Source organism: Corynebacterium sp., assembly GCF_030535495.1.
GTDB lineage: Bacteria > Actinomycetota > Actinomycetes > Mycobacteriales > Mycobacteriaceae > Corynebacterium.
In genome coordinates, this window is the sequence record NZ_JAUNRW010000016.1 from 1 (window position 1) to 24,114 (window position 24,114).

Below are 24,114 nucleotides of genomic sequence, written 5' to 3' on the forward strand. Positions count from 1 at the left end.
TCGACATGCGGAATGGCGTCATGCACGCCTGGCCGTATACCGCCGATGACGGACTCCAGGCGCTCGGCATGGGCCCGCGCGTTGCCGGCCGATCTCGAATCACCACGACCACTTTGGAAAGGGTCGCCGGCGTGATCGGCCTCGCCTCCTGGCACCTCGATGTAATCCGTTGCGACCGGGATAGCTGACACGCTTAACAAAGTGCATAACTCAACCGCTCGAGAGTCAACGTTCCCCGATCGTCTTCGAAGCGCCGTGGTCGAAGGACCGAACTCTTAGTGCTGCGTTCCCGTCTAGCGAGCACCTGTTGCTTTGAGGTACACCCGTGCGGGACGGCATGCCGCCAACCATCGCTGCTGTGTCACAGGGTCTAGTTCGGTACTTATGAAACACCTTCCCGTGGGGTCTAGGATCTATTGATACAGATTCCCGACGAAAGGGTCTCCTCATGGCTGATCGAATCGGGACGTTACTCAACCGTTCGGGTGACGGTGGCGAGGAGGTGCTCATCGTCAGCCGCGGGAGCGTGCGGACCCGCTTTCGTCGCCGGGACGAGCTGGGCTGGAACTTTCGGGTGGAGTCGACGGACTCGGAAAACATCATCGAAGGGAAACCGGAGCCGAAGCCGAAGCCAGCTCGCCGGGCCTCGCGTCCGCGTGGACAGCGAGTGGCGTACGTGCGGGTGTCGGCCGCGGATCAGAACGAGGCGCGTCAGCTCGAGGCGGTGGGGGAGTGCGACCGGGTCTACGTCGAGAAACAGTCCGCCCGCTCTCGTGCCGAGCGGGTGAAGCTCGCCGAGTGCATCAGGTACCTGCGAGATGGTGACGAGCTAGTTGTTGCGTCGATGGACCGACTCGCTCGTTCCCTGGTCGACCTCAAGCAGATCGTCGGCGAGATCACCGCGAAGGGCGCGAGCGTGGAATTCGTCCATGAGCGGGCCACTTACGCTGCTGGTGCCCAGGATCCTCGCGCCGATCTGATGCTCTCGCTGCTCGGGGCGTTCGCCGAGTTCGAACGCGCGATCATTCGTGAACGCCAAGCTGAGGGCATCGCCATCGCCAAAGCAAAGGGCAAGTACAAGGGACGCAAACGCGTCCTGACCGACGAGCAGATCGACAGGGCCCGCGCCCGCGTCGAAGCGGGGGAGGGGCCGTCGGCAATAGCCCGAGACCTAGGAGTGGGTCGATCGACGCTCTATCGAGCTCTCCAGAGAGCTGGCGAAGGGACCACCAGTGAAACGCCGTAGCTAACCTGCGGCGAAGGGCGAGCAGTGTCGGAGAGCTTTACGACTCCGAGATCATGCGTACAAGCAGTTCTGCGCTCTCCGACCCCAGCGTGCCTGAGACAGCGGTGCTCAACGCATTGAGCTGAGCCCTGACCCACTCAATGCCACGCCTAGGTCCGCGGCTCTCGATCGCCCCAATCTCCTCGAGCAGATCTTGCTTCTCGTCCGCCGGCAGGTCAGCGTCTTCAACGTGACTCCGGAACTGGCTCAGTGCCGCCAGGATGTCATCTACCGACACCTCAGAGCCGAAATGGACAGTCATCGAGTGGCCCTGTCCGCCAATCGCCTGGTTCCCAATATGTTGGGTTCCATAGTTGTCAGCCGAAACGTTCATAGTCGTCATTCCTCCGGAAAGTTGAACCTGGTCGAGGCTCATCTGGTTTCTAAGGAGTCGATGGCCCGCTGCGGTCAGACGCGCTCGGATCATTGATCCACCCCAGGCTTTGGTCCCTTCGAGGTAACCGCCTGACTCGAGTTCCTCGACTGCCAGACTGACCTCTCGCGCGGAGAGCGGTCCGGTGAAGTCCGCAGCGCCCCCACTCTTCATCAGCGCTTCTGGGGATGTCTCGGGATGGGCCGCCAGCCACTCCAAAACCCACCTTTGCGCAAGTGAAGAGCGGTAGCTCTCGCGCATCCGGTTGGCTTCTACACGGCCACGCGTAGTCAGAATGAAGTCGAATTGACCATCTAGGGTCAGGGTGGCGTGGACTAGATCGGCAAGTTGAAGCTCGCTGTAAACGGTCTCCGCGAGTGAAGGGGGAACCACTTCGTCAGGAAGCGTGCTGGCTCGCTGTCCTGGCTGGTCGATTAACCACCGGAGTACCCGCTCTGCGTTGAACGTGATTCCAGGCATCTTGCATCTCCTTCTTCGTGGGGAGTGAATGCACGGCGGCAAGGCGGGGGCCCGCCGTTCTGGTCACTGTGTCATCTGGGTACGACACCAAGTCCCTGCTAAGTCGATCCGCACAGCGGCCTTGTGTCGAGACGACCTAGTAAGAAGTGAGCCTCCAACGCAAGTCCAACGAGCAGGCGCGAAATGGACATGTGCGCGGGTGGTCATCTGATGTCTAGCAAAGCTGTAGGTAGAAGAGACGGCAAGGCCGGTCGTGTTGTCCGTTTGGCGCCGACCGTGGACACGCCGACGGATGCTGCTATGTTTTCGTTCATGGGCAATTTGATTTGCGGGTACGTTGCGGCGTACTCGCTTGCTGTTCGCGACCGCCGCGCCTGACGGCGCGCTTCGCTGAACGCTTTAGCGCGTCGTCCGTCCGAGAGACCTCATGCGTCTCGGAACGGCACCTCTGCGTACCCACTTTCTCGGTCTTGACCTGCCTGTTCTCGAGGCGCTCCCGTTCAATTCTTGGAGCGCGATCATGCCCCGTTCAACCCATGGCGGCCGACACGAACTTGGCCAGAACTTTCTCGTTCATGGCCCCACCCTCGAAAAGATTGCCGCAATCGTCGCAGCTACGCAGGGGCCGATTCTAGAAATCGGTTCCGGCAGTGGCGCACTTACTCGGCACCTGGCACGCCTTCAGAGGCCGCTTACCGCGATCGACATCGACGAGCACCGGGTTGCTAAGCTGCGCCAGCGCATGCCCGGTGTGGTGGTCAAACGGGCCGACGTCCTCGCTTACCCGCTCACCACCCCGGTAATCGTTGGAAACGTTCCGTTCCACATCACGACGCCGATCCTGCGCCGGCTGCTCACCACCGGGACGTGGCAGCAGGCTGTGCTGCTCACCCAATGGGAAGTGGCTCGCAGACGTGCCGGCGTCGGGGGCTCCACATTGCTGACTGCTCAGACCGCACCCTGGTTCACTTTCGCCCTGCACGGACGCGTGCCATCCACGGCCTTCCATCCGAGGCCAGGCGTGGACGGTGGCATTATCCACATCATCCGCCGCCCCACTCCATTGGTTCCCGTTGTGGAACGACATGCGTACGAGCGGTTCGTGCGCGCGATATTCACCGGCCGCGGCGGAAGTCTTGAGCGCATCGTGCAGCGGGCCACACGAGCGCCGCGCAACCACATCCGAGACACGCTGAGGAAAGCAGAAATCAACTCACGCGCCCTTCCACGTGATCTTCGCCCCGAGCAATGGGCAGCGCTTTGGGGCGACCTGTACCGATAACTTCAGTCCTCTGTCGCGAATGATCCTGCTCAACGCAACTCGCTGGTGCGACGTGTCTACGGGACGACCGGACTGGCTCGGAGCCTTCCGGTCATGCCCCTCTAGGTGCGTCGTGATGGAGGATCGTCTAACGCGACACTGAAAAACTGGAGGGAACCACTGATGGATACGGCTAATGCGACTATTGATTCGGCAATGAATGGGCTGGGATCGATCCTGATGCTGATCGGGGGAGTCGCCTTCAGTGCACCGCTCGCTTGGTTCTTGGCGTGTGAGGCGATGGACGTAATGGGGAAGCGCTATCGGCGCAACGAGCCCACGCTGCGGTGGATCGTTGGTGGTGCAGTGTGTGGGGTTGTTGGCGTGGTGGTGGTTTGTCTTGGAAGTCTTAGCGGCTGGCTGGTGGTGGCGTTGATCGCCCTCTCAATCGTTGCCGGGGGTTGTGGCGGGGTCTGTGTCGCGGAGCTGATGCGACGTTGGGAAAAGCGGGATTTGGGCTGACGCTTGATGCGCACAGCAACGTCACTAGCGGGATGGTGCTTCTTGCGTTTGATGTCGGACCTGTCGGGCAGAGTGTGTGTCGAGAGCACGAAATCTGGGAAGGGCTGCGAATGAACCGCGAGGAACTGATCGCTGAAATGCTGGACCGTTCTGGCCGGCAGGAGGAAGCGCTGTCCCGGGCCGTCGAGCGGGCCAGGGAAGCGAAGGTCAACGGCGGTGAGCCCGACGCTGCGTGGTCGATGGGGGAGAAGCTCATGACGGCGCTGGTGTTCCGGAGTAAGCACCAGCTCGAGGCACTGGGCTACTCGGAAGCCGACGCGGTTGATCGTCTTAGATACGACTTCGCAGTTTCAGCCGAGGAGTTCCCCAGAGTGCTCGAAGAGATCCGAGCGGAACTGTAAACCAGGAGGGCATCATGTGGGATCCGCAGACCGCAATCCAGGCCGTGGCGGTCGTCGCGGTGGCGTCGCTTCTGGTGCCACCGCTGGCACGCGGCCTCGGCGGCATCTGTGCCGTAATCGGGTTCTGTGGCGTGATGCAGTCGAGCTCCTGGGCTCCGACCGTGATGGCCTTGGGAATGGTGGCATGGTTCGTCGGCCACTGGTCGTTCGCGGTCCGCAACGACGTGAATTACCGGTCGCGTCTGGCGCTGCTGGTGATTGACAAGACGCCGCTGCGGTGGACGATTCCGCGCTACTGGCAGTTGCGCCGTGAGCGGCGTCTGGTGACGGTGCGCTGACACTTCTCAACCCGAGCGATACGACTGTGGCCCCACCGATTGGTGGGGCCACAGTCGTAGGCGTGTGTGGGTGAGTCTAGAACAGTGGGGGCTCGGAGAGTGGTGCGGTGTTGCCGCAGGCGCGGGCGTAGGCGTGTGGGTCCCATCCGCCGGCGACCGCGTCGCGCACGGCGAGGGACCGGGCGTGGCGGTCGTGCCTCTCGTCGGCGCTGCGGATGATTCCGGTCCGACCGCAGGCGACGGCATAGAGAAGGTTGGCCGATTGGGTTGAGGCGATCAGGTGATTTGGGTCCACGCGCACGCATAGTGGTTCGTTGCAACGGTGCTCACCGATTGTGTCGGCGGTCAGCTGGCCGGCGACCAGGAGGGCGAATCGGTGCGCGTACTCGGTTCGGCTGACGCCGTCTCTTCGCCAGCTGATTCTTCCGTACCCGTCGGAGATGGCGCCGGTCCAGATGTGGCATCCATTGCCCGGAGCGCGTACGACGCGTGAGTCAAATGCCGCTATCGCCGCATCAGTTGGGGCAAGCGTTGAGTCGTATGGCCGGGACCGCGGCGGAGCAGGCGGACGTCGGCGGTCGAGGTCCATTCCAGGTAGAGGAATGTCCTCAAAACGCCTCCCGTTCGGGCACTCACTGGTGCTGGTCACCGCTGGTGTCCGTAGTGGCCTGATCCACCGCCGCGGCGTCATTGCTGGCCGCGTCATCGGTCGCAGTCTCGTTGTCCTTTGCGCTGCGGACCGCTGCACCAACTTCGCGGGCCGACAGTCCGGTCATCTCCGCCAGATCAGCCTGCGCAACGCCAAGGTCTCGAAGCTCAATCAGCGCTTCGCCGAGGGCGACCTGTGCGTCATCGCGGGCGTCGATCGCTGAGAACACCGCGACGAGCTTCGCCTCGCGCTTGCGTGCTCGCTCCAGCTCGTCAGCCATCGCCTGACGGGCGCGAGCTCTCGCAGTCTGTGAACGGGAGTCAGTCTTGGTAGCCACCATGACTCCGAGCTTATTGCCCCACGTTCCGTGCTGCAATGCTCAACCATCCCATCGCCTCACCTATCCCGCTTCCACGGTCACTGTGCGTCACCAATCCTGTCGCACGTTCCGTGCTCCTTGATTCTCGCCTTCGCTCGTCTCGAACAGCCACACACAGTAGGCATTACCAATGTCGCAGGGAAATTAGCTGGTCACAAGCCTGCGGCCCGTGGCGCGTAGACGCACCACTCCAGACCGCATAGGCTGATGATCGTGATGACCCTCCGGGCAGTACACGCGGGCACTGGATACCAGTACCTGCTGCGCTCGGTGGCCACCCACGACGCCGACCCCCAAGGCAAGTCCCTGTCTGACTACTACGCCGCCAAAGGCACCCCACCAGGACAGTGGATCGGCTCAGGACTCGACGGTCTGGGATCGGAATCCGCCACCGCAGGAGCAGTCGTCACCGAAGCGCAGATGGCCGCACTGTATGGCGAAGGTCTACACCCGGACACCGACGAGAAGATGCTCGCCGGGGCCGCATTGGCCGACTGCAAACTCGGCCGATCCTTCCGGCTCTATACCGGTGGCGTCGACGTCCTGGACGCGATCGCCGCCGCCGAGCGGACATTCCTCAAAACCGAGAAACGCCGCCCCACCACAGCCGAGCGAAGCGAAATCGCCGAGCAGGTTGGCCGGCCGTTCTACACCGAAAAGTTCGGCTACGAACACGCCTCCGGCAAGGACGTCATAGCCTGGATCAACCGCGAACGCGACCAGGTTCGGCAGGCCGTGGCCGGGTTCGACTTCACGTTCTCTCCGGTGAAAAGTGTCAGCGTCCTGTGGGCGCTTGCCGACGAGCAGACGTCGTCCAAGATCGCCGCACTTCATCACGAAGCAGTCGCAGAAGCACTGGCCTGGGCCGAAGACAATGCCGTCTACACGCGCATCGGGACCAACGGCATCGAGCAGGTCAAGACCCGAGGAATCATCGCCTCAGAGTTCACCCACTTCGACACTCGAGGCGGCGACCCGGACCTGCACTCGCACGTGCTCCTTGCCAACAAAGTGCAAGGCCCGGATGGGCGCTGGCTGTCGCTTGATTCTCGAGCGATCCACCAGATGAACCAAGCCATTTCTGCCCGGTATGACGCGATCCTTCACGACAAGTTGACCCGTCGGATGGGCGTGGAGTTCACCGCGCACTACCCGCACCAAGACAAGGCTCCGATCTGGGAAATCGCTGGAATCGACCGGCGCTTGATCGAGATGTTTTCCTCCCGCCGCACCCTGGCCCGCCCGGTCTACGAGCAGCTGGTCTCCGACTACGTTGCCAAGCATGGGCGGCAGCCCTCGCAGCGAGCGGGCTACGCCCTGTGGCAGAAAGCCATCCTCGACACCCGCGACGCGAAGAAGCCTGCACAGTCGTTGGACGAACACCGCGCAGCGTGGAAGCAAGCGGCTGTCGAGCGTGTAGGAGCGGAGGCAGTCGAGCAGATCGTGGCCTCGTCCACTGCCGCTGACCCCGAGGCCGAGCGTGAAGTATTCGACCCGCAGCTGCACACCGAGACGGCGGCCGAACTCGCAGTCTCCAGAGTCACCGGAGCCCGCGCACACTTTCGTGCCTCACACATCGACACCGCAGTCTCGACCGTTCTCAAGGGCTACCGCTTCGACTCCGACACCGAGCTAGATGCGGCGCACCAGGCCGTGATGAACCACGCCATGACCACCCTTGCGGTCCCGCTGACTCCCCCGGAACCGCTCGTGCTTCCGTCAGCTCTGATGAGCGAACGCGGAGCCGGAATCGACCGCCACGCCAACTCCGCCAAGTACACCACCGACGCCGTTCTCGATGCGGAAACCGCGGTGCTGGAAGCGGCCCATACACCGGTCGCAGTCCTTGCGACCGAGGCCGCAGTCGACGACGTTCTGGCCGCGCACACCAAGCGCGAGGGATGGTCACTCAACCCCGGACAACAGGCCCTGGCCAAGCACCTGGTGGGTGTGGGAACACTGGTAGCCGCAGGGGTTGGCCCGGCCGGTACCGGCAAGACCGCATCCATGAAGATCGTCTCCAAAACCTGGCGATCCACCGGCCGAAACATCATCGGCCTGGCCCCGTCTGCGGCCGCAGCGAGCGTGCTGTCCGAAGACATTGACGCTCCCGCTCACACCATCGACCTGCTGACCTTCACCTGGCGCGGACTCAACCCCAACGCCCCCGGCAAGACGCTGTCCGCACTGCCCGTGGACATCAAGGCCGGCGACATGCTCCTGGTCGATGAAGCCGGCATGGCCAGCACCGAAAACCTCGCCGCGCTGACCGAAATCGCGGCAGAGTCCGGGGCGGTACTGCGCCTGATCGGCGACCCCTACCAGCTGTCGGCCGTGACCTCCGGTGGCCTGTTCGCCGACATCACCCGCACCCCAGGAACGGTGGAGCTGGAGCAGGTGATGCGCATGGGCGCAGACACCGAACAAGCCGAAGCAACACTGGGACTGCGAGTCGGCGACACCGACGCTCTGGATCTGTACTCAGGTCGCGGATGGGTCACCGGGGGCCACCGCGAATCCATGCTCACCGACGCGGTTCAGGCCTACCTCACCGACCTGGAAGTCGGCCGCACGTCACTGATCATCGCCTCCCGCAACGAGGACGTCGACACCCTCAACGAGGTCATCCGGGAACGCAGAATCGCCGAAGGAATAGTCGATGACACCCACACCACGAGCGTGTCCCGCGGAGACACCGTCGGTGTCGGCGACACCGTCATCGCCCGCAAGAACTCCAAGCTCTACACCGACGACAGCAAGTACCTCGGCCGCGTCATCAACGGCCAACTATTCACCGTCACCGGCCTGACCCACGACGGCTCCCTGATGGTCAAAGACCAGAACACCGGCAGCGACATGCTCATCCCCGCCGACTACGCGGCCAAGAGTATCCACCTCGGCTACGCGGCCACCATCCACCGCTCCCAAGGCGCAACCGTCGACACCACCCACGCCGTCATCGACACCAGCGTGGACCGGCCCGGACTCTACGTCGCCATGACTCGAGGAAAGAAAGAAAACCGCGTCTACGCCGTGTGCGAACCCGACCTCGACACGGCGGCTGAGGACGGACACATGCACTCAGCCGGCGACCACGCCGCCCCGACCGCCACCGAGGTTCTGCACACAGTTCTGTCCCGCGACACCCGCCAGACCTCAGCGATCCAGACCCTGCGCACAGAGTTCGCCGACGCCACCGACCCGCCACGGCTGGAAGAGCTCTACCGCCACGGCGCAGACCTCGCCGCCCAGGCCTTCACCGAAGCCACCCTGCCCGCCTACCTCGACGCCCTCCCGCGTGCCTACGGCCACCACATCGACACTGATCCGGCCCAGCACACCGAGATCGCGCGCGCCTGGACCGAAGCAGCACTGGCAGGCCTGGACCCCCGAGAAATGTGGACCGACGCCACGGACAACCTCGACACCGCGAAATCCGCTGGTGCAGTCATCGCCCACCGGATACGTCACGTGACCCGCGAGCAGGTAGAAACCCGCGCGGACACAGTGGCCAAGACGTTGCCCACTCCCCCACCGGAAACCACCGCTGGTGACCCGGAACTGGCCAAGTGGCTGACCGACACTCACCACACGCTTACTACCGCGTCCGCTGATACACCTGCCACCAACGCGGACGACTTCACCGCGTCTTACCTCGCTCACCGAGCCGCAGAACGAGAGCGCGACCCGGACACCCCCACGGCGCAGACCTCACCGTGGGGACCTGCGACCGATTCCTCCCCCGACTTGTGGTGACATCACGGCGCTGACTAAGACGCAGCGGCCAAATGCTGCCGAAGCTCATCGGGGTGAGAATCGGGTGCACTCATCACTGTTCAACCTCCACCGATGTGTCGGCCGATGGGGAGGCGGCGAGGTCTGCTTCTGAGGTCTGCGCGATCTGGTCAGACTGGGCGAGCAGGTCGGCCGGGGTTTGGTTCCCCATGCCAGTGGTGGGCACTGATGAAGCTGCCGGCGATCCCCCGGCAGTGACCAGCTCGGCCGCCAGGTGGTCAGGCGTTAGGCCAACGCGACGCTCTCCGGCGAGATCGGCGTAGTCCTCGGCAGACAGGTCGGGGTTGTCAGTGATCGCAGTGTCGAGGACCCCAACGAGGTCGTGTTCGGCGATCTCCAGGGTCACTGCCGCGATCAGCGCCAGTGTGAGGAAGTCCGGATCTGGACCACCGCGCTCGCGAGCTCGCTCCACCGCAGCGTCGCGGTCGCGCTCGGCTTGGTCACGATCGAACTCTGCCTGCCGGCGAGCTTCTTCCGCAGCTTGCACCATGCGCCGGCGCTCAAGCTCCGCGGCGATTACCTCCCGGCGAGCTTGGGCCACCTCCTCAGCGACACCGGAGTCAGCACGCGCCGTTTCGACAATGAGCGACCCGACGGAGTGCTGTCGGACAGAGTGCTCGCCCAGGGGGCGAGTGCGGGTGGGATAGGGGTTAGCTGCCGCGCCCACGCGGGCGTGGCGGACCAGGTTGGCGACCACGTGGTCGCTGGGATGCTGATTCATAGGTTGACCTGTTCGATTGGTGCCGACCGCAGCGGCTTACCTGGCTGGTGCGAGGCGCTGCACGCGACCATCGGTGAGCGCTCACCGGTGAGCAGCGGCATGTGATGGTCGCCGATGGTGCGCAAGAAGACCTCATCGCAGGTGGCCGGATCGCGGCGAGCCAAAGACTCGTACGCGAGCCACATCGACCGGATGCGGAACCGGACCGATCCGTGTGCCCACCAGCGAGGGCACCACTTCTGGCTCATCCCCGTCGACTCGTAAGCGAGCCTTAGGTAGTCGTCAAAAAAGGCGAACTCGTCGGTGAACCGCAGGATGGGCGGCACACCGAGCTCGGTCTCGGCGAACAGTTGGACGTCACGTTCGATGGTGCGCGCCAGGTGGTTACGTAGTTCCGGTGTCGCTAGAACGTCGGCGACCGCCGCGGGTAGCGCGTCCGCTGAGACCTCCGTCAACGTATCTGCGAAGGCCGCAAGAATTTTCTTGTCGAACAGGTAACTCATGCGGACTTCGCCTCCTCGATGGACGGCAGATCCTGGTGGTCCCACCGGATCATGCGAGCCAGCATTGGCCGGCGCCCGGTGGCCAGGACGACCATCCGTCCGAATGGCAGCGCCGCGAGTTCGGCGGCGGTGATGGTTTGCTTCTCGACGGTTTGGGTCGATACCGAACGGCCACGCTCGCCCGAGCCGTGCGAGATCGAGCGCTGACGCTCAGTGTGCGTACCGATGAGGTGGGCCAGCTCGTCGAGGAAGCGGTAGTCCTTGTGGCCTGGTCCGATGACGACAATCGCCGCCGCCGACCACAGCTTCTTCATCCCCTGCTCGCCCCACACCTCGACGCCCTGGGCGTAGGACTGGAGCACGGTGTCGCAGATGATGCCGCGAGAACCGAACGTCGAGTAGTAGTCCGGCAGTCGGGGCCAGCGCACGATGTTGGCGATCTCGTCCAGGGCGGCAGTTACCGGGACTGGCAGACGCGAACCGGGGCAGCTGTCGGCACGATCAACCAGCGCCTTGAACACCGACACGGTCATGATCGAGGTGACCGGACGACCGATCGGATTTTCCTCATCAGACACCAGATAGAGGGTGTCGGCGTCCGAATTTGCGAACTTGACCGGGTCGAAGCGTTCGGCCCCGGCCTGCGGCGTCAGCCACCGCACGATCTGCCGGCGACCCAAGCACGAGATCATGTTTTTGGCTGCACTGAAGACGTTCGAGCGGGTGCGCGGTTCGGCTTGATACTTGCTCGCAAGATCAGCGGCCTGCGGTGCCCACTGGCTGTCTGCCAGGATCTCTACTGGCGTGGAGTCCTCAAGATTGGACACCCACCCGTAGACGTCAGTGATGGGCCGATTCCTCATTGCCGCCGCCAAGAACAATGAGGCCAACAGGTCCACGGCCTGCGAATAGAAGTACGCGTTCGGGTCACTCCCGGCCTCACCTCGGGACGAGGCCGCGTTGAAAATTTCGGCCAGCTCCTCGGCGTTGCCGTCCCACCACTGATCCCGACGCACGAAGTCGAGTGGGTCGAAGTACCACCGTGTGGTGTCCAGGCCGGTTGCCTTGTCCTGCGGATCAAGGACCCACACTCGACCGACACTCTCACGAAAAGGCAGGGTCGCCTCGATCACGTCACGCTTGCACGAGGTGGAGATGCAGATGCCTGGAGCTCGCCGAATCATCGGGATGATGCGGCTGGAGGTCTTGCCCTGCCGAGGCCCCCAGAGGTCCAGATGCAGGTCCTCCCATCCGCCCCACAGCTCCTGCCCGGTGGAGACCTCCTCGCCGATGAAGATGCCCGGAACGTCGATCTGTTCCCCGCGGTCACGGTTCGCACGATCAACTGACTTGGGCGACAACGAGCGAATGTCGGACCGCCCCGCCAAGTGCTTGGTGATGCCGTCCACGCGAGTCCTACCGGCTCGACGCCGGCCGATCATGGCCGCCACCAGAGCCAGCACCCCGCCGAAGAGGACCACCAGGGCCACCGCGACGATGGTGGCTCCTGTCGTCCACTGGACCTGACCCTGGATCAGGTCAATGACCGCGACCACCGGGTTACCGGGGACGTCTTGCCCGGTGCCGGTGATCTTCTCCCCGAGCGAAATACTGGCCCACACACCAACCACGAGCAGGGCAGCCATGCCCAACATGCCCAGGCCTATGGCCGGTCCCGGATCCCGAGTGTCGGACTGCCGCGCAATATCCTTGCCAGCCATATCTACTTCCTCCTCGATTGGTGTTCTGGTGTCACTGGTCCGATCCAATGGATCGGTAGCGGAAGTTGGCGACCTTCCAGTCCCGGCCGACCCGCTCGAGCTGTACTGAGATCGTGATTTTCTCCAGCGGTGTCGTGTGACCGTCGGGGTGCAGCACCTTCTGTCGCACTGTCACAAGGCGCTCGGCGGTGACCGCATCGTCAGCAACCGGGTCCTGTCCGCTGACCAGTTCGGTCGCGCCAATGACGCGATCGCCCGAGCGAGCCCAGGCCGGCCACTGGTCAGGGATCAGATCTGGATCCGGGCGAGTAGCAGCGGCTTCGGCCATCTTCCCGGTCATTCGGTCTGAGATCGCGTGCATGGCATCCCACGGTGATCGCTGCTCGGCAGGGGTCCATGTGTGAGTGCCCGCCATAGTCGCCACCGCGACTTCGTCTGCGGTGGAGATCGGATCGAGGTGCACATGCGCGTCAGTGCCCAGCTCCTCCTCGCCACTGAGCAGCACCGCTGCGACGATCGACCCGACGATCACGACAACCGCCGCCAACGCCAGCAAGACCTTCTGACTTCGTGTCATGAAATGGCTCTTTTCTCTCGGCTCAGGCGTTGGCAAAGCGGGCCGCATGTTCGGCCACCTTGATCACGTAGGCGTGCGTCTCGTCAAAGGGAGGCAGACCGTTGTACTGGTCGACATGGCCGGGTCCGGCGTTGTACCCGGCCAGCATGAGCGTCTGCGGATCGCCCTCAAGGTCGCCCGAGGCGATCCGGTCGCGCTGATAGTCGGCGATCCAGCACAGATACCGGGCGGAAGCCATCGTCGCGTCCGCGGGATCGGTGGGAGAGCCCGATCCGGGAGGACCGGCTATCTGACCGTTCTCATCAACCTTTGCCCCGTACCCCGCCCACGTGTCCGGCATGAACTGGCCGTAACCCTGTGCACCCCTTGGAGACACTGCGCCTGCCTGGAACTGCGATTCTTGGTAGAGCAGGCCCGCGAGCAGCGGTGAGTCCACCTCGCGGCAGACCTGCCCGCCCAGCGCAATCCACTTGCGCAGCTCTTCGGGAATCTCGCCGGTGTTCAGATCGCGATGCCCAAAGTCCGGGCCGCAATCGCCGCCACCCGGAGCGCCGGTCGTCTCGTCGGTGTTGTCGGCCCCGTCCGTCGGTGCAGTTCCAAACTTCTGTCCGGGCTCTGGGAAGCCGCTGGCAAACGTTGTCACGTGCACATGATCGAAATGATTCTGTGTGAGGTCGAAGCGGTCGGCCATCAGGTTGGGCTCGCCCTGCGCCGGGATATACATCTGTCGCCAGATCATGTAGTCGATGTTGAAAAACTCGCGGTGCTCGAACAGGTAGTTCTTGATCCGATTACCCAGCTCACGTCCTTCGTCTGACTGGAAGTTCGGGATCATAATGTCGACCGCACGGCCGGAAGGGTGGTCGTCAAACTTGTCCTTTGGGCGCCACCCTCCGATGGTTTGCACGTCCGGGAAACGCTGGGCGACAGCGCGGGCCACTCGAATGGAGTCGATCTGCAACTTGTCCTCCGACAGAATCTTCTCCGAGCTGGGCAGTTCACCGCCGGACCTTGGTGCCGGACGCCGCGCAGAGGAATCTGTGTCGGTGTCGCCGTCCTTTTCTTCGGTGGGCTCGGTGTCCTTGGACTTCGTGGTGTCGGTGTCTGCTGAGCCCGCACCGGGACTGATCGCCTTATCGAGCCAAGGCTGTGGGTTGGTCTCGGTGCCGCCAGAGAGTCGGCCCCCTTCCCACACCTCGAAATGCAGGTGAGGGCCAGAGGACTGACCGGCACTGCCGACCTTGCCGATGTACTGGCCTGCGGTCACGGTGTCACCCGTGGACACCGCGACACCGTCGTCCCACATATGGCCGTACACCGTTGAGTAGGCCTGCCCATCGATCGTGTGATCAATGACGATCCAGTTCCCGAATCCCGACGCCGGACCCGCATCTACAACCACTCCCCCGGCCATCGCATACATGGAGGTGCCATCAGGTGCTGCCAGGTCGATTCCCCGGTGTCCGGGCCGGTCGGCGCTCTTGTAGGTCGACGACACCACGAACTCGCCTTCGGCGATCGGCAGACTTAACTCCCCTGCCGGCACCCCTCCGCCGCCACCAGACAGACCCCCGTCGGGGCTGCAGGAATCGTCGCTGCCTGGGTCCAGGACCACAACCATCACCAGGGTCAGCAAAATGACCCCGATGACCAGTCCCACGACCAGTTTGATCGGACGCATTGGCTCATTCCCCGAGCCGGGAGCGCAGTGCTGCGATCTCTGCCTTCAACGAGCGCAACGTGGCCGAGTTGTGGGCCTCCCACACTCCGGCTTCCACCGACCATCGCCGGACTGAGTCGCGGCTTATGCCGTACTCACGAGCGACCGACTCGGCCGCCGCGGAGATGGAGGGGAACTGCGGCTCTAGCTCTGCGAGTCGCTCGACAACCATCTGTCGGAACTCGGCGGTATAGGACGGAGTGCTCACGCGGACATCTCCTTCTGGCTAGTGGTGCCTTCGAGGAGGTCCCGGAAGCGAACATTGGTGTCGTGAATGCGTGTTTCGCGCTCCGTGGCGGTCAGCTCGACCTGAATGGGGATACCGGCGCTGCCGTCCTTGGACGGTTTGAGCATGAACTTGCCGCGCCCCAGCGGTGGCTTGCTGCGACGGCGCGTGGCTTCGTCCTCGTCGCCTGCCACGGAGACGGACCGTTCAATCGGTGCGCCCTTGGACCAGGCGGTGATCATCGACGCTTCCGCGTCGGTGAACTGCAACACGCCTTTGAGTCGCTCCAACTCCCCAGCAGGGAGCCCACCGCAGATGATCATCCCGGCCCGCTCGATGAATCCCATCGCGGTTTTCACATCGACCTCATTTGGCAGACTCTCCAGGTCACGACCGGTGTGGGTGATCATGAGCAAGCCGGTGCCGTCCGTTCTGTTAAGTCTCGTTAGCTCGTCCACACGCTGGACCATGCCGGCACCCGCGCCGAGGGTCGCCCACATCTCGTCCAGGATCGCCAGGAAGTACCTCTGTGGTGCCAGGCCGCAGTCAGCTAGGACGTGTGCGGCATTCATGGTCCCGTAGGCATCGGACCAGCACGCCAGCAGAACACCGGCTTTGAGTGCTTGATCGCCTCGAGCGATTGCGGAGACGTCGATGCAGATCGCGGGCGCGTCGAGGTCGATTTTCGTGGTGGTGTGTTCGGCGAACACCTGACCCATGACACCGTCGGTTAGCGACTCCAGCGTCTGGACCAACGGCCGGACCGTTCGGCGATACTCGTCAGAATCGGCGACGAAAAGTGCACGCTGGAGATCGTCATTGCCGGATCGAATGAAGTCGATCAGATCCCGCAGCAGGGGCGGCCTGGTGAACGGGAAATCTCCCGACTCGCGCATCGTGCGCAGCGAGGTCGAGACGATCAGCCCCTCGAAGTCCGACAGCTTGCCGCCGCGGACCAACTCGGCCAGAGCCATCACCATCGTCACCTGACGGGAGTGCACCGATTCCGCGGTCTCGGTGATCCGCTCTCGCAGCTCCACCGCCTCCTGCGAGTCCTCGGGCAGGGTCGCCAGGTGGGCCTCCATGATCGGGATCGCCTCACCGAGCGCCCCCGCGGCCAACGGATTGAGATGCCCCAGTCCGTGGCCGAGGCGGATGACCTGCCCGCGCTTGCCCGCAGGCGTCACCATCGCTTCGGTGACCGGCACGTACTCGCCTTTGATGTCCCCAGCCACAATCGGTACGTGCCCCTGCGCGACCGCGCCGATGAACTGCTTGCGGATGATCGTGGATTTGCCCAAACCCGGCAGGGACAGCACGAACGCGGACGGGTTGCCGATCAGGTCAGCCTTGAACCACGACAGCACATCGCCGGAAACGTCCTGGCCTGTCTGAACATGGACCCCCAGCGGCACGCCGACTGCCGGGGCGATTGCACCAACCACCCACGGGTTGAATCCGCAGCCGTAGTTGGTCGAGGTCTGACTCACTGCCGGAGCGGACACCACTGACATGCGCCCCGATCCCGCGCCCTTGAACCCAAGACCGTCGACCGAGGTGTAGCGGTGACCGTGACGCAGCTTGGGGTACCGCAGCGCCGAGGCCTGACGCGCAGTCCTGGCCTGCTGGGCGCGCTCAGGGTGCTCCGCGCACCACCGCTTGTACGCCGACCCCAAGCGGGTGAACACCCACGGTGGCGGTACATCGCCCGCCACGATCTGCTCGTGGAGTTCCTCGAGCTCGTGAGGTGAGATGGGAGCCTTCGAGTTCTTCATTGCCATCACTCGGCCTTCGCGAACGATGAGATGGTCGACTTCTGCTCGAGCATCACGCCCAGCCCCAGGGCCGCGATGAACGCCCCGTCCTGTTGACCGTTGGTCGAATGCAGGCGGATCTGCGAGCGGTTGCCGAGCTGGCCGATGATCGCTGAACCCTGATCCAGTAGTTCGGGATCACGCAGTGTCAGCGTCACCAGGAGCGAATACTCGCCCAGCTGGCCGCCGCGAGCCAGTGCCTGACGGGCCGCGTCAGTGCGCTCCAGGCGCAGGCCGGCCGAGGCCTTGCCGATCGAGCGCTGGCTGTTCGCGGCGTTGACGGCATCCATGTGCTCCTTCTCGACCGCCCGAACACCTTCACCTGCGGCAATGGGACGATAGACGAGGGTCAATCGCTTACGCGGAATGTCTGATTTCGGCTCCAGCAGTGGACGCAGAATGTGATCGGGGAACGCGGCAGCAGGAGGCGAAGCCATCTCGAAGGTCCGCGAGATCCAGTCCTCATGCCGGTAGCTGGACCACTTCGCGACCGCCTGCGCCGGCCCGGCGTCCTCCCAGTCGATTCCCAACGGCTCGCCAGCCAGGCGGGCCGCGTTGATCGACTCCTCCAGATCCGGTCGGTAGCAGCGCAGTGCCACAGCGATCGCATCCTCGGGATCCATCGGAGTAGCCGTCACCCCGGCGTACTCCAACCGCTGGTACAGCCCCGGCAGACGCACACCCAGATCAGTGGCCATCGCCTCGGGATCTTTGCGCTGCATCGCCGTGGCGGCCTTGAACGTCACCGCAAGCCAGGATCGAGTCACGAGCTTTCCCTTGGAGAACTGCACCGCCGACTCGGCCTGGATTCGTCGTGCCAGCTCTGGGGTGGACTCGTCCACGGACTTTAGGACCGAGGCGATCAGGTCCTGCCCGGTGGTCGGGTACGACTCGACGGTCACCGTCGCGCCCACCACGTCATCGTTGAGCGACAGCTCGGCAAGCCACGCACCCCACTCGGCGGTCATGTCATTGCGGTCTGTGACCGTCAACGGCTCCTGGCCACGGGAGGCGGCTTCCATCAGAACGGTGTACTGGTTGAGCGAGACGTCGCGAATCATCGCAAAGTCGTTTCCGGCCATGTCGCGGCCGACGTGGAGTTCGGTCTTTGCCAGAGCCCCCGGAAGCCGGTAGCGACCGCCCGGAACAGCCGAGTTCGGACCCGACCGGTACACCGTCGCGTGCCTCCGCTGAGCCTGCCAAAACTGAAAACGCATCTGAGCTACCTCATAAAGAGTTCGATTGCCGATCCGCACAACGGCGGGGGCGAGATACAAGACCGCGAGACCGGCGATCAGCGCTCCCGCGCCCAGCCCGCCTTGCATGAGCACCAACATCGCGACGATGAACGCAACGCCGGCGATGATCGTGGCCCGCAGCGGCAGTCCGAACATGCCGGTACGCTGCGAACGCTCGCCGAGGGTGTAGAGCCGCAAATCCACGGCATCGGTTGACGTACTCACTGGCAAGCCCCCTTACCTGTAGTGGTTCGGTGTCGGATGGGCGGCCAGGGCACCATCGAGCATCTGCTCGGTGGTCTGAGTCATGCGGACAGCACCCTTGGCAGCCCCCGCGACACCGCTCACGCCCGCCGACGCCAACCCGAGAGCGCCGCCAACGGCACCGAGAGCGCCCCGGCCTGGCGAGGCAGCAGCGCCGCTCACACCGGCACCACCACCCCCACCTCCAGAGGTGCTGGTTCCGGTAGGTGAGCCACCAGAGGGTGTGGCCGGCGACCCAGACGCGGTCCCGCCCGACGGCGACGATCCCCCGGACGAGTGCGGACCCAGGTAGGTCGCGCCGTTGGCAGCTCCCTGCCCCGATCCACCCGACCCAGACCCGGACGAGGACGAACCGGCTCCCGCCGAGAGCGCCTGCGATCCGGCACCAAGCGCGGCGGCTGCGCCGCCCGCGACCGCGCCAGTGGCTCCGGCAGCCGCTGCGCCGATGCCGGCCGAGCTTCCTCCGGCCACAGACGTTGACACCGCAGGTGCCACCACCCGCATCAACGCGGGCAACACCAGGCCCGCCGCGGCCAGTAGCAGCATGGACGACACCGCCTGCATCACCGACGGGGCCTCGTTGCCCGAGGTCAGCCAGAACGCGGCGAGATATAGCAGGGTGGCCACAGGCTTGAACAGCAACGCTGCGACAACGAAGCCGATCATCGACTTGAATGCCTGCTTGCCGGTGCTGAGTGTGTACGACGCAGCAGCCAGGGGTAGAAGGCCCACGACCACCACCAGCAGCCCCTCACGGACCACTAGAGCCACCAGTTGCGCTAGTGCCCCTAGTAGCGCAAAGACCACCAGGATCAGCACTGTCGCAGGCCCCAGGCCTGTTTCCTCGTCAATGAGCGTGACGGCGTTGATCGCGGCCTCGGGGTCACCGCCCAGGCCTTGACTCATCCAGTCAGCAGACAGCGCGTCAGTGGCTTGATGTAGCGACATGATGATGACCGGCAGTGCAGCGCCAGCGAGGATGAAGTTGAACATGAGCTGGCCCACGTCCTCGAAGCCGTCACCGAGTCCTCGGTTACGGGCGACCGCCATGCGCGTGCCCGCGACGATCAGCGAGGCCACCAGCAATAGACCTTGTGCCCACAGGGTCAGGTTGAAGATGCCCTCGACCGAGGCCGCGAAGTCACTGCCGGAGAACGGAGACTCTTTGATCCAGGCCGTCATGATTAGCGCGAGCGCTTCGGCGTTGCCCTCCAGAAGGGACTTGACGAAGTCGCCGATCGGATCGCCCCAGAACCCGGAGGTCGCGGCCTCGACCGCATCTGTCGGGTGCTTTGCCGCGGCTGCGGCGTTGCAGGCAATGTTCATGACGCCGTTCACGGGTGCGGTGATGGTCTGCCGTAGACCTCCCTCATGAGCGGAGTCACGTATCCACTCTGCTCCTGCTCCGCCAAGGAGTCCGCCATCACCGATTTCACCGTTGGGGGAGCCATCTCGACAGTCGTCGTAGGCCTGCTGGAAAGAGTTCTGCCCGGTGCTCTCCTCGGTGGTGTCTTGGGCGAGCGCGGTCCCCGCTCCCGCCACAGACACGAGGAGCGCCACTAGGACGCTGGCCGCTAGTTGGGTAAGTCGCTTCAGATCCATTGCACCCACGACCTATCCAGCTCTTCCACCGGAGGCAGTGACTGCGTGGACACCATCTGCCATCCACCGTCATCCCACGCCAGAGAAACTCGGACAACGGGATGCGCGGTCGGGCTGACGTCGATCGTCTTAACCTCGCTGTTGCCAACAACGTCGGCGACCGACGGCATTGCCGCCTCGACGGTGCAGAACTCCGGTGTGCAGCTGCTGAACCGGAACCACCGCGGAGCTGAATAGCCCTCCGCCGCATTCAACGCACGACCGTCGTTGGCCTGCCCGCGGGCACGGACCTCGTCCAAGAGCGTCGGATCTTCCGCGACGAGCTGGCGGGCGTAGTGCTCGAGGAAATCGGCATAGATCGGGCCAAGCTCGAAGCCGAGGCCCATGTAGTTGGCGGTCACCAGGGCCGCGCCGACGGGCGACTGGGCGTAGCCAGTCATCACGTCGCCTTCGACAGCAGTGGGACCATCGGAGTCCGACACCATCAGCGTGACACCGCTGGGTACCTGCTGGAGAGACAGACCGGCAGGGGCGGCGACCGCCTCGGTCCCCTCGGGGAACGGGGTCGGCTCGCCGGTCTGCTCCACCGGCTGGCCTCCGGGAGCATCCACGATCGTCACTGGACGTCCGAGCAGATCACTGACAGTTCTCCCTGCGGCGGCGGGCGCCGAGGAGGAAGCTGGCGAGCCGGGGGGCGCTGCGGTGGGCGGTACATCCTCGTTGTCGCTGGCACTGTCACCGCCAGTGAAGACCAAGGTCAGGACCAGGACGACCACAACGCTGGTCAGAATCCCGAGCAGTGCCCACTTCTTTCCGGTCATTGATCGTCCTCGTCCCATTCAGTGAATCCGTCGAGCGAGTCGATCTCGGCGGCATCGATGTTGTCGTCCTGGGTGGGCAGGACGAGCTTCCAGTCCCCTCCGGTCCAAGCCAGCTGAACCGGGTAGGCAGTTAGCAGCGGCTCGGCGGCGGGGACAGTTGCCGGTGTCGTGGTGGCAAGCAGCACGACTGCCTGCTCATCGGAGTAGTCGGCGATCTTGAATCCGCTGAACGTGGAGGCCACGGACTCATCGACCGCCCCGGAAACGCTCATCAGCGCCCGAGCCTGAGCCCATTGGTCTCGCCCTGGGCCAGGCGCAGTCACCACTCGCACGACCTCGGGCCAGTTGCTGTCCGGTGCAGTGGCGAGCGCAGCCTGACCATTGGCGGCAGCGAGCGCAGCGCCCTGCGGAGTGTGGGTATAGCCCTCGGGTGGCGAGGTCCGCGCCGGCCCGTCGGTCGACGAGGTCGGCACCTGCAAGCCGGCGACGTTGCGCCACGCAAGGTCGGCAGGCGCGGCGCTGGTATCAGGGCTCTCGCTGACTGCCTGCTCATCATTTGAGCAGGCAGTCAGCGAGCCGAGCATGAGCCCCACCGCCATTGCGGTGTAGGCGCTTCGGCGGAGGAACACGATCTCTTCTCCCTTAGATAAAAACGTCGGCAATGTGGCCCGCGCTGGCCACGATGAGACAGCCGAGGAAAATCTTGACGATGACGGCCTGGATGGACGGCCCGTACTGGTCGACCTGCCTGTTGTCGATGGTCAACAGAGCGCCCAGGGCCAGCACCGCGGCCACCGTGACTGCCGTTGCACCCCACTTGAGGTAGCCGATGACCTGAGCAAAGCTGGTCAGAGCCTCAGACGGTGGAGCGACCGGGCTGGTCGGGGGCTGGAAGCCCCCTTGAGCCAGGACCAGGACGAGGTCGGACACCATGACGGTCAGGACACCAGCGCATTGACGATGGGTCCGGCGAGCATGATCAGTAGGCAGCCGCCGATGATGCGAGCGACCGTGGACTGCACCTCATCACCACGCCCGGACGAGCGAGCCATGATGAAGTACGCGCCAGCGGCCATGACGCCCATGACGCCCAGGGCGATGCAGCCCCACATGAAGTAGCTCAGGGCCGTGTCGACCTTGGCACCAGCGCCGGGGATCTCCTGCGGTGACAGGTTCATTCCCTGAGCGATGACGTGCTCAACAGCCGGTCCAGCGACGGCGAGGGTTTCGATGATCATGGTGTTCTCCTTGGAAGATGCGGTTCAGGATTTGCGGAGACGCCACTGCTCGCGGGCGGTGGCGAAGATGTCGTCGATCGCGGTCACGGCCGATGCCGGGACCGCGTCGGTTGGAGGCAAAGGACGCGACAGGCGCTTGACAGGGGGCGCGGTGTAGCCGGGGTGCCAGGCCACCAGATCAGCCAGCGGGGTGCTCAACAGTTCGGGAGTCCAGTCGATGTGCCAGCTGGCCCCTGCGGCGGCGGCGACGATTTCACGACGCCGCACCACCGACACCGCAGGCTTTCCCGGCGCTGCCGCCACAGTGACCAAGCCGAGCAGTCCGCAATCCCCGACTTTCTGAGCACGATGCTGGAGCGCCAGCTGGTGCGCCGCGTCCAGGCCGGACACCTGCATCCGGGACACGATCACCACGAACGGGTTTGTGTCCGAGGCCGGCCAACCTCGACGACTGTCCCCTGCTGGAGCCCACATCTTTTCGAGCGTGGAGACACCGGCTCCACCGTGTGCGCCCAGAAGCCACACCGCTGGCGGTCGGCCACCGGGTTCGGCGATCGGGCGGCTCCACACGGGGGCACTGTCGGCCTCCGAGGGAACCGCCAGCCACCGGGGAACGGACTCCGGGGGGATCTGCTCTGCGCTGGCCATATCGTCCTCCTCCGATCTGTCGTCAGGACCAGTCACGAGGTCACCGAGGCCAAGGCCTCGGACAACACCGACGAGTCGGCCTTCTCAATCGAGGTCGCCCACTGTGAGAGCTGCCCCTCGGCCGATCCCGATCGAATCTGGTCCCTGCGGGTCGAGCTGGTCTCCGGCATGGACACCGGCTCGAGGCCGTTCGCGACTGCCACGTCGTTCGCGGCAGCGAGGATCCACTGCTGCGTCAGCGCAGCAGGTGACTGCCCCGAGGTGGAGAACGGGACCTTGTCGTATCCGCCGTGAGCGTCGATGGCCTTCCAAGCTCCCGTCGTGGTCGCCATGTCCACCAGTCCAGCGGTGTCGGTGACGGTGTGCTCGAGCTCGCTGACCACGCGGCGCATCCCGGAGCTGATCGTCACAGGCGTGACCACGTCGGTGGCGTGGACAGCCAACTGACCGGCCAGCACCGAGGCACCCGCCGCGGGGCTTACCGCACCGGCAAGCGCGATCTGCCCCAAACTCTCGGGCGTGAGGATCTCCTTGGCGACGGTGATCGAAGCTCCCAGCGCCATACCGGCGAGCTTGTTCCCTGCTTCAATCAGCATCTTGGTCTGCTGGTCGGGGTCCTGAGCCCGAGTGGGGTCGGTGTATCGGGCCATCCGCGACAGGGTGGTGTTTCCGCGACTGGCCGGGGCGATCGTGAATCCGCTGCCCTCGTTGTACTGCACATCCTCAGTGACCGTCTCGGCGGCGGTGAACAGCACCGACTGGCCAGCGATCTGTGCCACGTCCAGCAGCGCACCGACCGGGTCGCCCGCGGACTCGGCCTGACCGGCTACGTTCGCCACGACCTGGAACAGGTCAGAGTCGGGCGGGGTGTCACAGGCCAAATCGCCGGTGACACAGAACGAGGCCACTCGATCAGCTACCGCTCCGAAATCGGCCGCAGCGGTGTTCGGCGAGATTCCGCGCCCCTCGGCGATGGGCGCGGTCGCGGCCACGTTCACCGAAGAGACCGACTGGCCGTCCGTACCCGGAACTGAGCCGGGAGTGCTCTGCGAGGTGCCCGCCTGGAACACCGGGGCACCCATGCCTCGAGTCGGGTCACTCATCAGCGCCGCGCCCGCGAACTTCTCGGGCGGCACCGGGCCGTTGCCCGCACCAATGTCTCGGGCGAGCGCGGAAGCGACCTGCGCGCCCTGGCTATACCCGGCCAGGAAGAGCATGGTGTCGGGACAGCGCTCGACCGTCTCCGCGATCAGCGCTTTGCCGTTCTCGATTCCGGCCCGAACACTGTTGGCGTAGCTGGACTGATCTTCTGATGGGACCAATCCGCCGAAACTTGCCGGATAAGGGACGTACGCCCGCGCAATCCGATCCTCACCGTCCGCATTCGCCGTACGGACGACAGGTCGCACGATGCGTGACAGCCAGCCGGTATCGGCGTCGGGGTCGGAGTTCTTTGTCGCTTCGGTGGTGCCATTGACGGCGATCACCTGGACTAGAGCACACGCGTGGTCCTCTGGAAGCTGCACCGATGAGGTTGG

General features: G+C 64.4%; 25 protein-coding genes. 8 read left to right on the top strand and 17 right to left on the bottom strand.

Features of this window, described 5'->3' with window-relative positions:
- Together Q4F73_RS03720 and Q4F73_RS03725 are read left to right on the top strand one after the other, a co-directional pair.
- The coding region (locus Q4F73_RS03720) for a hypothetical protein (RefSeq protein ID WP_303358009.1) at positions 1-188 on the top strand (188 nt) is incomplete at its 5' end.
- A 260-nt stretch (positions 189-448) separates the two neighbouring features.
- Positions 449-1,246 carry a recombinase family protein gene (locus Q4F73_RS03725; protein ID WP_303358010.1) on the top strand — a complete coding sequence of 266 codons (798 nt, stop codon included), beginning with the start codon at positions 449-451 and terminating at the stop codon, positions 1,244-1,246.
- Positions 1,247-1,283: 37 nt separating this feature from the next.
- Here the strand turns inward: Q4F73_RS03725 and Q4F73_RS03730 are convergent, their stop codons facing one another.
- Positions 1,284-2,138 (bottom strand): hypothetical protein, encoded by an 855-nt coding sequence (locus Q4F73_RS03730; RefSeq protein WP_303358011.1) that lies wholly within the window; start codon positions 2,136-2,138, stop codon positions 1,284-1,286.
- A 520-nt stretch (positions 2,139-2,658) separates the two neighbouring features.
- Here Q4F73_RS03730 and erm point away from each other — a divergent pair.
- The 4 genes from erm (at position 2,659) to Q4F73_RS03750 (ending at position 4,660) form a co-directional block, all read left to right on the top strand.
- Positions 2,659-3,420: a 23S ribosomal RNA methyltransferase Erm gene (gene erm, locus Q4F73_RS03735; RefSeq protein ID WP_303358012.1), complete on the top strand. Its 762-nt coding sequence runs from the start codon at positions 2,659-2,661 to the stop codon at positions 3,418-3,420.
- 162 nt (positions 3,421-3,582) lie between these two features.
- Positions 3,583-3,921: a hypothetical protein gene (locus Q4F73_RS03740; protein WP_303358013.1), complete on the top strand. Its 339-nt coding sequence runs from the start codon at positions 3,583-3,585 to the stop codon at positions 3,919-3,921.
- 110 nt (positions 3,922-4,031) lie between these two features.
- Complete coding sequence (locus Q4F73_RS03745) at positions 4,032-4,322, top strand: hypothetical protein (RefSeq protein WP_303358014.1); 291 nt, start codon at positions 4,032-4,034, stop codon at positions 4,320-4,322.
- Between the two features lie 14 nt (positions 4,323-4,336).
- Positions 4,337-4,660, top strand: a complete 324-nt coding sequence (locus Q4F73_RS03750; RefSeq protein WP_303358015.1) for a hypothetical protein — start codon at positions 4,337-4,339, stop codon at positions 4,658-4,660.
- Positions 4,661-5,292: 632 nt separating this feature from the next.
- Here Q4F73_RS03750 and Q4F73_RS03755 read toward each other — a convergent pair.
- The gene (locus Q4F73_RS03755) at positions 5,293-5,589 is read right to left on the bottom strand and encodes a hypothetical protein (RefSeq protein ID WP_303358016.1); all 297 of its coding nucleotides are present in this window, start codon (positions 5,587-5,589) and stop codon (positions 5,293-5,295) included.
- A 315-nt stretch (positions 5,590-5,904) separates the two neighbouring features.
- Between Q4F73_RS03755 and mobF the strand changes: the two genes are divergently transcribed.
- The gene (mobF, locus tag Q4F73_RS03760) at positions 5,905-9,444 is read left to right on the top strand and encodes a MobF family relaxase (RefSeq protein WP_303358044.1); all 3,540 of its coding nucleotides are present in this window, start codon (positions 5,905-5,907) and stop codon (positions 9,442-9,444) included.
- Positions 9,445-9,517: 73 nt separating this feature from the next.
- Here mobF and Q4F73_RS03765 read toward each other — a convergent pair whose 3' ends face one another.
- From Q4F73_RS03765 to Q4F73_RS03805, 9 genes are read right to left on the bottom strand one after another with little or no spacing between them, the layout of a single operon-like run.
- On the bottom strand, positions 9,518-10,204 hold the full coding sequence (locus tag Q4F73_RS03765) for a hypothetical protein (RefSeq protein WP_303358017.1): 687 nt from the start codon (positions 10,202-10,204) through the stop codon (positions 9,518-9,520).
- Positions 10,201-10,707, bottom strand: a complete 507-nt coding sequence (locus Q4F73_RS03770) for a DUF4913 domain-containing protein (protein WP_303358018.1) — start codon at positions 10,705-10,707, stop codon at positions 10,201-10,203. The genes Q4F73_RS03765 and Q4F73_RS03770 overlap by 4 nt, the downstream gene beginning before the upstream one ends.
- Positions 10,704-12,428 carry a type IV secretory system conjugative DNA transfer family protein gene (locus Q4F73_RS03775; protein ID WP_303358019.1) on the bottom strand — a complete coding sequence of 575 codons (1,725 nt, stop codon included), beginning with the start codon at positions 12,426-12,428 and terminating at the stop codon, positions 10,704-10,706. Before Q4F73_RS03775 ends, Q4F73_RS03770 begins: the two co-directional genes overlap by 4 nt.
- Before the next feature lie 31 nt (positions 12,429-12,459).
- Positions 12,460-13,005: a hypothetical protein gene (locus Q4F73_RS03780; protein ID WP_303358020.1), complete on the bottom strand. Its 546-nt coding sequence runs from the start codon at positions 13,003-13,005 to the stop codon at positions 12,460-12,462.
- 22 nt (positions 13,006-13,027) lie between these two features.
- Positions 13,028-14,686, bottom strand: coding sequence for a peptidoglycan DD-metalloendopeptidase family protein (locus tag Q4F73_RS03785; RefSeq protein ID WP_303358021.1), 1,659 nt, complete (start codon positions 14,684-14,686; stop codon positions 13,028-13,030).
- A gap of 4 nt (positions 14,687-14,690) precedes the next feature.
- Positions 14,691-14,933 (bottom strand): transposase, encoded by a 243-nt coding sequence (locus Q4F73_RS03790; protein WP_303358022.1) that lies wholly within the window; start codon positions 14,931-14,933, stop codon positions 14,691-14,693.
- On the bottom strand, positions 14,930-16,732 hold the full coding sequence (locus Q4F73_RS03795) for an ATP/GTP-binding protein (protein WP_303358023.1): 1,803 nt from the start codon (positions 16,730-16,732) through the stop codon (positions 14,930-14,932). The genes Q4F73_RS03790 and Q4F73_RS03795 overlap by 4 nt, the downstream gene beginning before the upstream one ends.
- Entirely contained in the window at positions 16,732-18,228 is a 1,497-nt protein-coding gene (locus tag Q4F73_RS03800; protein WP_303358024.1) for an SCO6880 family protein, read from the bottom strand. Before Q4F73_RS03800 ends, Q4F73_RS03795 begins: the two co-directional genes overlap by 1 nt.
- Positions 18,229-18,240: 12 nt before the next feature.
- On the bottom strand, positions 18,241-19,605 hold the full coding sequence (locus Q4F73_RS03805; RefSeq protein WP_303358025.1) for a hypothetical protein: 1,365 nt from the start codon (positions 19,603-19,605) through the stop codon (positions 18,241-18,243).
- Between the two features lie 33 nt (positions 19,606-19,638).
- Between Q4F73_RS03805 and Q4F73_RS03810 the strand changes: the two genes are divergently transcribed.
- Positions 19,639-19,830 (top strand): hypothetical protein, encoded by a 192-nt coding sequence (locus tag Q4F73_RS03810; RefSeq protein WP_303358026.1) that lies wholly within the window; start codon positions 19,639-19,641, stop codon positions 19,828-19,830.
- A gap of 29 nt (positions 19,831-19,859) precedes the next feature.
- Here the strand turns inward: Q4F73_RS03810 and Q4F73_RS03815 are convergent, their stop codons facing one another.
- From Q4F73_RS03815 to Q4F73_RS03840, 6 genes are all read right to left on the bottom strand, one after another.
- On the bottom strand, positions 19,860-20,690 hold the full coding sequence (locus tag Q4F73_RS03815) for a hypothetical protein (protein ID WP_303358027.1): 831 nt from the start codon (positions 20,688-20,690) through the stop codon (positions 19,860-19,862).
- The gene (locus Q4F73_RS03820; RefSeq protein WP_303358028.1) at positions 20,687-21,319 is read right to left on the bottom strand and encodes a hypothetical protein; all 633 of its coding nucleotides are present in this window, start codon (positions 21,317-21,319) and stop codon (positions 20,687-20,689) included. Before Q4F73_RS03820 ends, Q4F73_RS03815 begins: the two co-directional genes overlap by 4 nt.
- 13 nt (positions 21,320-21,332) lie before the next feature.
- A complete protein-coding gene (locus Q4F73_RS03825) occupies positions 21,333-21,623 on the bottom strand; it encodes a hypothetical protein (RefSeq protein ID WP_303358029.1) in 291 nt (96 codons plus the stop codon).
- A gap of 5 nt (positions 21,624-21,628) precedes the next feature.
- On the bottom strand, positions 21,629-21,928 hold the full coding sequence (locus Q4F73_RS03830; RefSeq protein ID WP_303358030.1) for a hypothetical protein: 300 nt from the start codon (positions 21,926-21,928) through the stop codon (positions 21,629-21,631).
- A 24-nt stretch (positions 21,929-21,952) separates the two neighbouring features.
- A complete protein-coding gene (locus Q4F73_RS03835) occupies positions 21,953-22,342 on the bottom strand; it encodes a hypothetical protein (RefSeq protein WP_303358031.1) in 390 nt (129 codons plus the stop codon).
- A gap of 266 nt (positions 22,343-22,608) precedes the next feature.
- Positions 22,609-24,063, bottom strand: coding sequence for a cutinase family protein (locus Q4F73_RS03840; RefSeq protein WP_303358032.1), 1,455 nt, complete (start codon positions 24,061-24,063; stop codon positions 22,609-22,611).
- Between the last annotated feature and the right edge of the window lie 51 nt (positions 24,064-24,114).

Excerpts from the sequence above, each read along its gene's own strand:
- Q4F73_RS03785 (WP_303358021.1), bottom strand. The coding sequence starts at position 14,686 with ATGCGTCCGATCAAACTGGTCGTGGGACTGGTCATCGGGGTCATTTTG.
- Q4F73_RS03830 (WP_303358030.1), bottom strand. The coding sequence starts at position 21,928 with ATGATCATCGAAACCCTCGCCGTCGCTGGACCGGCTGTTGAGCACGTC.
- erm (WP_303358012.1), top strand. The coding sequence starts at position 2,659 with ATGCCCCGTTCAACCCATGGCGGCCGACACGAACTTGGCCAGAACTTT.
- Q4F73_RS03775 (WP_303358019.1), bottom strand. The coding sequence starts at position 12,428 with ATGGCTGGCAAGGATATTGCGCGGCAGTCCGACACTCGGGATCCGGGA.
- Q4F73_RS03765 (WP_303358017.1), bottom strand. The coding sequence starts at position 10,204 with ATGAATCAGCATCCCAGCGACCACGTGGTCGCCAACCTGGTCCGCCAC.
- mobF (WP_303358044.1), top strand. The coding sequence starts at position 5,905 with ATGACCCTCCGGGCAGTACACGCGGGCACTGGATACCAGTACCTGCTG.
- Q4F73_RS03755 (WP_303358016.1), bottom strand. The coding sequence starts at position 5,589 with ATGGCTGACGAGCTGGAGCGAGCACGCAAGCGCGAGGCGAAGCTCGTC.
- Q4F73_RS03815 (WP_303358027.1), bottom strand. The coding sequence starts at position 20,690 with ATGACCGGAAAGAAGTGGGCACTGCTCGGGATTCTGACCAGCGTTGTG.
- Q4F73_RS03725 (WP_303358010.1), top strand. The coding sequence starts at position 449 with ATGGCTGATCGAATCGGGACGTTACTCAACCGTTCGGGTGACGGTGGC.
- Q4F73_RS03740 (WP_303358013.1), top strand. The coding sequence starts at position 3,583 with ATGGATACGGCTAATGCGACTATTGATTCGGCAATGAATGGGCTGGGA.
- Q4F73_RS03770 (WP_303358018.1), bottom strand. The coding sequence starts at position 10,707 with ATGAGTTACCTGTTCGACAAGAAAATTCTTGCGGCCTTCGCAGATACG.
- Q4F73_RS03730 (WP_303358011.1), bottom strand. The coding sequence starts at position 2,138 with ATGCCTGGAATCACGTTCAACGCAGAGCGGGTACTCCGGTGGTTAATC.
- Q4F73_RS03825 (WP_303358029.1), bottom strand. The coding sequence starts at position 21,623 with ATGGTGTCCGACCTCGTCCTGGTCCTGGCTCAAGGGGGCTTCCAGCCC.
- Q4F73_RS03810 (WP_303358026.1), top strand. The coding sequence starts at position 19,639 with ATGAGCGGAGTCACGTATCCACTCTGCTCCTGCTCCGCCAAGGAGTCC.
- Q4F73_RS03780 (WP_303358020.1), bottom strand. The coding sequence starts at position 13,005 with ATGACACGAAGTCAGAAGGTCTTGCTGGCGTTGGCGGCGGTTGTCGTG.
- Q4F73_RS03750 (WP_303358015.1), top strand. The coding sequence starts at position 4,337 with ATGTGGGATCCGCAGACCGCAATCCAGGCCGTGGCGGTCGTCGCGGTG.
- Q4F73_RS03795 (WP_303358023.1), bottom strand. The coding sequence starts at position 16,732 with ATGGCAATGAAGAACTCGAAGGCTCCCATCTCACCTCACGAGCTCGAG.
- Q4F73_RS03745 (WP_303358014.1), top strand. The coding sequence starts at position 4,032 with ATGAACCGCGAGGAACTGATCGCTGAAATGCTGGACCGTTCTGGCCGG.